We start from the raw sequence: 8,293 nt of genomic DNA, 5'->3' as shown, positions 1-8,293 counted from the left end.
GGTCAAGTGTATGCAGGAGTTAGCGAAAGCGGAGCCAGATATCGATGCGCTCCTGCCTTGGAACTTCAAACATTAGCGACATCAGCCCGTGGGATCATGGGGCGTTTACGGGGTAGGGAAGCTCGCATAGTGGCAAAACGCAAGACCTGACCCTGATCGTGCTGCTTGCCGTCCGAGCTGATGGCTTCTCTAACGCCATTATTCTTAAGAAATTTTTGTTAGATCCAATACCATCGTTGTAGCACTTGAAAAACCCACTAACCACTTTACATGAATGAAACTTTCATCCCTCAATGCGACAAACTCTTTTGATTCATACAGGTTTCTAGCTCGTGGATTGCTGTCAATAACATCTAACCTCACTGATTCGAAGTTATTCTCTTGCGCATAAGTAATAATGTTATCCAGTAGTAATGAACCAATACCTTGCCCGCGGAATGCACTATCAACAGCGATACCATCCATAACCAATTGTAGCTTTTCCGGCTCTCGATCAAATAAGCTGAAAACTAAACACGCCCAAAGGCCTCGGAAAAAACCAAGTTGATCGATTAACTCTGCAGCCCCCATACCTCCAGTCAAAGAGCCGGATTCAACTTTGAAGCCAGCCAATCCAACCATTTTTGTATCGACGAAAGCTGCAAATGAATAGTCAGGAATGAAACTTTTTGAAAGAATGTTAATACGTTGATTTTTACTCGGTATCGCTCGGAGAAATTTAAAACCAAATGCTTCTTCATATAATTCAGCAGTTAACAATGAATTTGCTAAATCCCAGCCTTTTTCAATACGAATTTTCATATCAAGAACCTACGCCTAGCTACCACCAACGCGACAATCAATACCAATATGGCGCTCAGAACATAAAAATCATGAACAAGGGGATCAACACGATCAACGCATTTTCGAGTAACACCAAAGCCCAAGTGAAGCCTATTAAAAGCTTATTAGCGCCAAGTAATGCTTTAATCGTAAAAGGTTTAACTTCATGCATCAGGTTTGCTCATGAATAATTAGCGAATTCAGAGCATGGTGACAGGATTGTAACGAGAAAAAGTGTCCCAAATTGCTGTAGTATTTTTGATGATTTTTTCGTACTCAACCCTTTGCTAGCGCTTTAGGGTTTATTTCATGATATTGACGACGATGAAAAAAAAGAAGGAATTAACATGCCAACAATTGAACTAGACAAAAAACTAAAATATTTAGTCATTGAAGCCTTGTCTGCTAAGTCGGCCATGCAACCGCAGTTAAACGCTATCGCGCTTAAGCAATATCATCGAGAATATCACCAAGACAATTCAAGATATGATTACTACGACTTGATCCCAGAGATTGCGCAGCAATACGATCAAGTGACAATTGCTGATGATTTATATTCTAAGGTGCGCAGTTTGTCGGCTGAATGCTGTGAAGTTCATTTTAATATGATGCCTGCTTGGGATGGGGAGGGTGACGATTTTAGCCCTGAAAGTTTATTGGGGCTGGAATTGCTGACGCAACTTGAGACCATTGAATTTGTGGCGTTTGATAATGTTCATGATCAAACTCCGCTATTGGTTTTGCCTAATTTGAAACGGATTAGTGAACATTCTGGACTGCAGCCAAAGATCATAGCGGCATTGCGTGCCAAAGGAGTTAAGGTTTCTTAAACAAGCTTTAAGGTCATGATTTAAGCGACTCAAATCACATTAAGTATATTTAACAGCCAACATTAAGTAGAGTTAACCTTTGCCAAGGGATGACTTAATTCAGACTTTTTTATGCTAAAGCTCGAATTAGCATAAAGGAGTGAAGTGATGAATATATTGGGTTATTTACAACGGCTTGGCAAAGCATTAATGCTGCCGATTGCTACGTTACCGGTAGCAGGTTTGCTACTTAGATTAGGTCAGCCAGATGTTTTTGCCATGCCATTTGTTGAGGCCGCAGGCAATGCCATTTTCTCGCAGATGGCGATATTATTTGCCGCTGCAATTGCGGCTGGCTTAAGTAAAAACAATGACGCAGCTGCCGCGATTGCTGGCATGGTGGGCTATTTTATTTTGACCGAGGCACTAAAAGTGCTAGACCCCTCATTGAATTTAGGGGTGTTTGGCGGGGTGATGATCGGGATCCTCGCGGGCGAGTTATACAATAAATACCACAATATTCGCTTACCGGAATTCTTAGGATTTTTTGGCGGCAAGCGCTTTGTGCCTATTATTACCGGGTTATGCGCGTTAATGCTGGCGGTGCTGATGAGCTATATTTGGCCGCCAGTCAGCGCGGGTATCGATGCGTTTAGTTATTGGATGCTTGATAGCGAAGTTGGCGGTAAGTTTGGCTACGGCTTTATCAACCGCTTGCTGATCCCCATTGGCTTGCACCATATCCTGAATAGCATCGTTTGGACCGTGATGGGAGAATACAACGGCGTAACCGGTGAAATGCTGCGTTTTGCTGCAGGCGACCCTGATGCGGGTTTAATGCTATCGGGCTTTTATCCTATCTTAATGTTTGCGTTGCCTGCATCGTGTTTGGCTATTTACCACAGTGCGCGCAAAGAGAATCGCCCAGCGGTCGGTGGCATGTTGTTAAGTATTGCCTTTACCGCGTTTTTAACCGGCATCACTGAACCCATTGAATATACCTTTATGTTCTTAGCGCCGGTGTTGTACTTTATTCATGCCATTTTAACGGGCGTGTCGTTGGCCGTTGCGGCTGCACTAGATATTCATATGTCTTTTGGCTTCTCGGCGGGATTGATTGATTACGTATTGTTTTTCAATGCGCCTGCGGCGAAAAATGCTTGGATGTTAGTGCCGTTAGGTTTGGCTTTCTCGCTGGCTTATTACAGCTTGTTCATGTTAGCAATTCGCATTTTTAACATTCAAACCCCGGGCCGTGAAGAAGAGCCGATGGCGGTGGCTGATAAAGAAGTGGATAGTTCGCAATTAGCGCATGACTATATCAAAGCGTTAGGCGGCAAGGGCAACTTAACTCAGATTGATGCTTGTATTACCCGCTTGCGTTTAAGTGTAGCGGATAAAGCAATAGTGGACGAAACGCAGTTAAAAGCCTTGGGCGCTAAAGCTGTGGTGCATGTTGGCGAGAAAAACTTACAAGTGATCCTTGGTCCAATGGCAGAAATTATTGCCGGAGAAATGAACGCCATTAATGGCTAAATCATGGCTCATTGCCTTCGTTTTAGTTGAGGGGGATGAGCGGTGAGAGTAGCGGTAACCAAGCGTTGCTCCTTTCCTTTGGTGGCCAAAATTGGCCACCTTTTTTTGTTTAAAATGATATATTAAGCAAAGGTTTAGCTGCAGGTTGTTAAAAATGAAAATACTCGTTATTGAAGATGATGTAACCACCCGCAATTTTGTCACTACCGCTTTGCGCCAAGAAGGGTTTGTGGTGGATGACACGGGGCAGGGGCGCGAGGGGTTAATGATGGCGACTAGCTGTGAATATCAGCTGATTATTCTTGATCGTATGTTGCCAGAGCTTAACGGTATGCAAATACTGGCGGCATTGCGCGCAGCCAGTATTATCACGCCTGTAATTATTCTCAGTGCCATGGACAGCATTGAAGATAAGGTGGCGGGACTCAGTGCAGGCAGTGATGACTACTTAACTAAACCTTTTGCCTTGGCTGAATTGTTAGCCAGAGTGAACAGTATATTGCGTCGCCATAAAGCAAACTCACCACAGCAACATGAACTTATTATTGGGCCGTTGCGGCTCAATCTGCGCAGCCATAAAGTAGACGTAGGTGGAGAGTCATTAAAACTGCAAAACAAAGAATTTATTTTGCTGCACTATTTAATGGATCACGCTGGTGAGGTGGTGTCGCGAATGCGTTTATTTGAAGCGGTATGGGATTATCACTTTGACCCCAAAACCAATGTGATAGATGTACACATTGCGAATTTACGTAAAAAACTCGAAGCCGCGGGGGCAAATGATATGATCGAAACGGTACGCGGGGCGGGATATGTTATTCGCTAATGTTGACAGATTTCCAGTGTATTGGAGCGTCTAATGGCCTCCATCAGCAGTGATGTGTTGTACCGCTCTAGTATTTTGAAATTGCTGCTTTGGTTTGGCGGCGGTTTATTTTTAGTGATGAGTTTGCTGATGCAACAGCTGTATCAAAATTCATTGCAAACCTATCAACAAAGTTTGGATGATTTATTGCGACAAGAAAGCCAATTATTCAGTCAGTTAGCAGCGGTTGCTGACACCGATTCCATTATAAAAAGTATCGATACCCGTAAACAAAGCAGTTTGTATTATTATCAACTCTATCAAGCTTCACCCCATTATGTTGCAACGCCGATTCCAGATTACCCCGCCATTGCTAATGTAAAGTCGACAGGCCAGAGCCAAGGAATGCGTGCGACCAAGGTGTTGTTAAAAGACGGCACCCCGCTGGTTATAGGGATCAACGACAGTGTTTATCAACAGTTTCAAAACAATTTAAATGTTAGATTTTTGTGGGCTACCTTTGTTCCTTTTATGGGCGTGTTTGCTGCGGCAGTTTGGTTTGCGCTCAATATTTTAACCCGCTTAAACAAAGTGAATCAGAGTATGAATCAGGTGATGTGCGGTGAGCGCGGCGTACGATTAAAGGTGAGTGCTGCCACCGATGAATTTGATTTATTAGCCATTCACTTAAACACCATGTTAGCGCAAATGGAACAAAATGAATCAAGGTTGCGCTCACTCACCGTCGACATTGCCCATGACTTGCGAACACCTATGGCGCGATTAAAGTTGCGTATTGACACTTTATTAGAGCAAGTGAATTTAGCCCCTCAAGTGGCTGATGAGTTGAGCTTTGTGCAACAAGATTTTAATCAGTTATTAGATACCTTTAGCGGCATGATGGAGTTATATAACCTAAGCCAGAGCCGAGCTAACATTGCGCTTGAACCGATTGATCTTAAACCGATTATTTTAGATGTGTTGGATTTTATGGAGCCTTGCGCGAAAGAGAAAAGTCAGTTGCTGAGCTACCGTTGCGATGTTGCATGTTTAGTGTCGGGCAATCGCAATTTGTTGTTTCGTGCTTTATGTAATTTGATCGACAACGCCATTAAGTACACACCTAGCGGTGGCCAAATTGAAATTGCTTCAGACTGTTTTGGTGTGCTGGTGGCTGATAATGGCCCAGGCATTGATGATAAAGACAAAACCCGCGTGCTCGATCAACTGGTACGTTTAGATCCCAGCCGCAGCAGTTCAGGATTTGGTTTAGGGTTAGCATTTGTCAACACTGTGGCGCAATTACACGGTGGCCGGATTGTGCTATCAGACAACCAACCCGGCCTGCGCGCGCGTTTGCTATTAAGCCGTGCCGATTGAGCAGGGCCGTGTCGACAATGCTTGTTCTGCAGTCATCAAGGTAACACGCCTGGCAATAGCTTTAAGTGCTATCTGGTGAACCATTTCGTCAACACTGGCGCAGCAATCGGATAAAACGATTGGCTGATATTTTTCTGCCGCTTTCGATAGCGCAGTATGGGTAATGCAATTTTGCGTCATCATGCCACACAGTAAGATTTGCCCGACACCTAATACGGTTAATTGATGCGTTAATTCAGTTTGATCAAAGCTGTCAGCATGGGTTTTGATTACCACAGGGCTAGTTGGCGAAGCGGCCATAAGCTTGGGGTGGATAGCCGCACCTTTGCTGCCTTTATTGAAAAAAGGCGCTTGCTCAGCATCAGCAAGGTGCTGCACAAAGATGACGGCAGCGTTATTTTGTTCAGCCAGCTTAATCGCGGCGATAATATTGTTTAAGGTTTGCTCGGTATTGGCCAATGGGTATTTACCATCGGGGAAATAATCGTTTTGTATATCTATCACGACAAGTGCTTGTTTCAACATAACTGACCTCTGAATTGTTTAATGTTTAACAAGTATGCCTTGCATTCTATTCGTTATTGAGTGGCATAAATGACATAATTAGGGTCAAAACTGACTGATTGAGTGAAGTTATAATGTATGTAAAATCCATTTCGGTAGCGGTGCTGGATTATCAAGATTGTTTAACATCAGCGGTATTTGGTTTAACGGAAGTTTTTACCTTGGCTAATAGAGTGTTACGTGAACAGGGAATGGCTATTGAGTTTACATCGACTCATATTAAAGAATCTGCGCTAGCCGCTGTTTTACAAGCTGATAGTGAAATAGAACAGTATCAAGTTGTGATCATCCCGCCTAGCATCGACAGCCAGTATTATCTAGCGCCAGCTGCGGATACTTTATTGTGGTTACAGCGGCAATATCAACAAGGCAGCATTATGGCTTGTGCTTGTGCCGGTGCGTTTATGTTAGCCAGTGCGGGGATCACCGATCATCGGCCGATCACTACCCATTGGGGCTTAGCGGATTTGTTTACTCGCCACTACCCGCACACGCCAGTTCAAGCCGAAAAAATAATTATTAATCATGGTGATATTATTTCAGCGGGCGGCATGATGGCTTGGTTAGATCTGGCATTTGAAGTAGTGGCAATCCATAGCCAAATGAGTGTGGTGCGCCAGCTTGGCAAGTTGCTGGTGGTGGATACGGGAAGCAGAGAGCAGCGTTATTATGCCCAATTTACGCCAAGGTTCGACCATGGTGACAGTCAAATGGTATTGCTACAGCGCTATATTCAAAAAAATATTCATCAACCCCTTTCGTTAAGCGTGTTAGCCGATTTAGCGGCTTTAACCCAGCGCACCTTGATCCGCCGCTTTAACAAAGCCACCACGCTGAATCCAACTGAGTATATTCAGCGCGTAAGAATACAAAAAACCTGTGAGTGGCTGGAAAGCTCAACGCAGTCATTTGAATGGATTGCCCAGCAAGTAGGTTATGAAGATGCTGGCGCTTGTCGAAAAATATTTATTCGCGTGATGGGGTTAAGCCCCAGCGAGTTTCGCCGACGTTTTAGCAATAAATCGGATAGCCGGTAATGAAATCAAAGATGTGCTGCTGCAGGGCAAGATCATGAATGTATATCAAACAATTTGTGATTACTTATTAGACGAATATTTGCGGCATGGATGCAGCAACTAAGCCATCAGGGATGATTTCACGGCGATTCGTATAATAATTAATCACTCATGCGTTCACCCTGTGTGCTACTGCGCTGTAAATTAAAGGAAAGCCAATGCAAAAGCATTATTTAAACAAATTGTTCATCATTTTATTAACGCTGTTCGTGTCTGTATCAACTTCGGTAGCCGGTTTATTGGGCCAGTTTTATCGCGCTAGTTTAGCGCCTTATATTGCAACCAGTGCAGAAGCGACTGAAGTCGGGATTATTTGGGGAATATTTATCGGAATGTTTTTTGTACCTATATTGATGGCCTATAACAAGCAAAAAGTCTTCATTGCACATCCTATTAAAAGTGGATTGGTGCTTGTGATAACGGCGCTGGTCAATTATTTTGTGAATCCAATTTTGTTTTACTTATCACAAGTGGCTTAGTCTATACCCAAGCAACTTCAAGATGCTTGTTCTGCGAGAGTTTGTTTCCCGTTAGGCAAGGCGCTGATTTAAAATATAGTCATCCTACGTTGAAAATCAGCAATTAAAGCATGACAACCAACACAACTCGCCCTTCGGGAGCCGTTTATTGCATGAGTTGGATATTTCTAGCTAGGCTGTATAACAGATAAGCACCCTTAATCGCCGTGATTTTTTAGGAATAATTTTATGTTAACCGATAAGTACTTTTGGCTGGCCGCTGTTGTAGGCATTTTCGCTGCAGTGGTATTGCATTTTAGCTAATGACTTTAAGCGCCTTGTTGTAGGCGGTTTTATTGATGACTCATTTATCCACATCTTTGCCACTATTAGCTCTGGTTAAATAGGCCATTACTGGCAAAGTTTACAAATCAAGAACTAAGGACTCACTTTTGCTGAGCGAGACACATGGGCCTGGTTTTGCATGTCACGTCAATGCCGGCAGCATGAGTCATGACTGGCAATTTAATGATAAGCAAAATAAGAAGGTGCTTGTAAGGGTAAACAGCAGGCTAAATGTCACCACCAATCAAGGCCCATTAATGTTGCCAAGCAAGGCTTTGGTATTACGCGCGTGCTGTCTTACCAAGTGGCCAATGAGCTAGCAACAGGGGAGTTAAATTCATTAAGTTTTATTACAACTAAACAAGAAGACATAGTGCGAATGTCTATGCCGGTCCAGAAGTAATTGAACAAAAGAACATTGCCTAGGGCGTGTTGATCTTTCGCGATGGATTTTTGAGCAGCATGGTAAAGGGTTATAATTTGCTTCGCCAAAAGTAA

The 8,293-nt window shown here is 43.4% G+C and carries 8 protein-coding genes and 1 pseudogene; 6 read left to right on the top strand and 3 right to left on the bottom strand.

Features of this window, described 5'->3' with window-relative positions; translation table 11 throughout:
• Positions 1–204: 204 nt before the first annotated feature.
• A complete protein-coding gene (locus K1M91_RS20845) occupies positions 205–801 on the bottom strand; it encodes a GNAT family N-acetyltransferase (RefSeq protein ID WP_232804189.1) in 597 nt (198 codons plus the stop codon).
• Positions 802–1,169: 368 nt separating this feature from the next.
• On the opposite strand from K1M91_RS20845, the gene K1M91_RS20840 reads away from it, so the two are divergent.
• The 4 genes from K1M91_RS20840 to K1M91_RS20825 all read left to right on the top strand — a co-directional run bounded on the left by K1M91_RS20840 (position 1,170) and on the right by K1M91_RS20825 (position 5,352).
• Positions 1,170–1,652: a hypothetical protein gene (locus tag K1M91_RS20840; RefSeq protein WP_232804188.1), complete on the top strand. Its 483-nt coding sequence runs from the start codon at positions 1,170–1,172 to the stop codon at positions 1,650–1,652.
• A 147-nt stretch (positions 1,653–1,799) separates the two neighbouring features.
• Positions 1,800–3,167: an N-acetylglucosamine-specific PTS transporter subunit IIBC gene (gene nagE, locus K1M91_RS20835; protein ID WP_232804187.1), complete on the top strand. Its 1,368-nt coding sequence runs from the start codon at positions 1,800–1,802 to the stop codon at positions 3,165–3,167.
• 154 nt (positions 3,168–3,321) lie between these two features.
• Positions 3,322–3,993, top strand: a complete 672-nt coding sequence (locus K1M91_RS20830) for a response regulator transcription factor (RefSeq protein ID WP_232804186.1) — start codon at positions 3,322–3,324, stop codon at positions 3,991–3,993.
• 33 nt (positions 3,994–4,026) lie between these two features.
• The gene (locus tag K1M91_RS20825; RefSeq protein WP_232804185.1) at positions 4,027–5,352 is read left to right on the top strand and encodes a HAMP domain-containing sensor histidine kinase; all 1,326 of its coding nucleotides are present in this window, start codon (positions 4,027–4,029) and stop codon (positions 5,350–5,352) included.
• On the opposite strand, the gene K1M91_RS20820 is transcribed toward K1M91_RS20825, so the two are convergent.
• Entirely contained in the window at positions 5,335–5,877 is a 543-nt protein-coding gene (locus K1M91_RS20820; protein ID WP_232804184.1) for a cysteine hydrolase family protein, read from the bottom strand. The genes K1M91_RS20825 and K1M91_RS20820 overlap by 18 nt on opposite strands.
• Positions 5,878–5,990: 113 nt before the next feature.
• Here K1M91_RS20820 and K1M91_RS20815 point away from each other — a divergent pair, with 113 nt between their 5' ends.
• Together K1M91_RS20815 and K1M91_RS20810 are read left to right on the top strand one after the other, a co-directional pair.
• Positions 5,991–6,953, top strand: a complete 963-nt coding sequence (locus tag K1M91_RS20815; RefSeq protein WP_232804183.1) for a helix-turn-helix domain-containing protein — start codon at positions 5,991–5,993, stop codon at positions 6,951–6,953.
• Positions 6,954–7,150: 197 nt separating this feature from the next.
• Positions 7,151–7,471: a hypothetical protein gene (locus K1M91_RS20810; protein WP_232804182.1), complete on the top strand. Its 321-nt coding sequence runs from the start codon at positions 7,151–7,153 to the stop codon at positions 7,469–7,471.
• A 621-nt stretch (positions 7,472–8,092) separates the two neighbouring features.
• Here K1M91_RS20810 and K1M91_RS20805 read toward each other — a convergent pair.
• Positions 8,093–8,293, bottom strand: a pseudogene (locus tag K1M91_RS20805) (hypothetical protein); the annotation flags it as partial.

It is taken from the genome of Motilimonas sp. E26 (assembly GCF_021278025.1).
In the GTDB taxonomy this organism is placed as follows: domain Bacteria; phylum Pseudomonadota; class Gammaproteobacteria; order Enterobacterales; family CBDFNC01; genus Motilimonas.
Note: the sequence above shows the minus strand (reverse complement) of the source record. Positions and strands in the feature narration are given on the sequence as shown.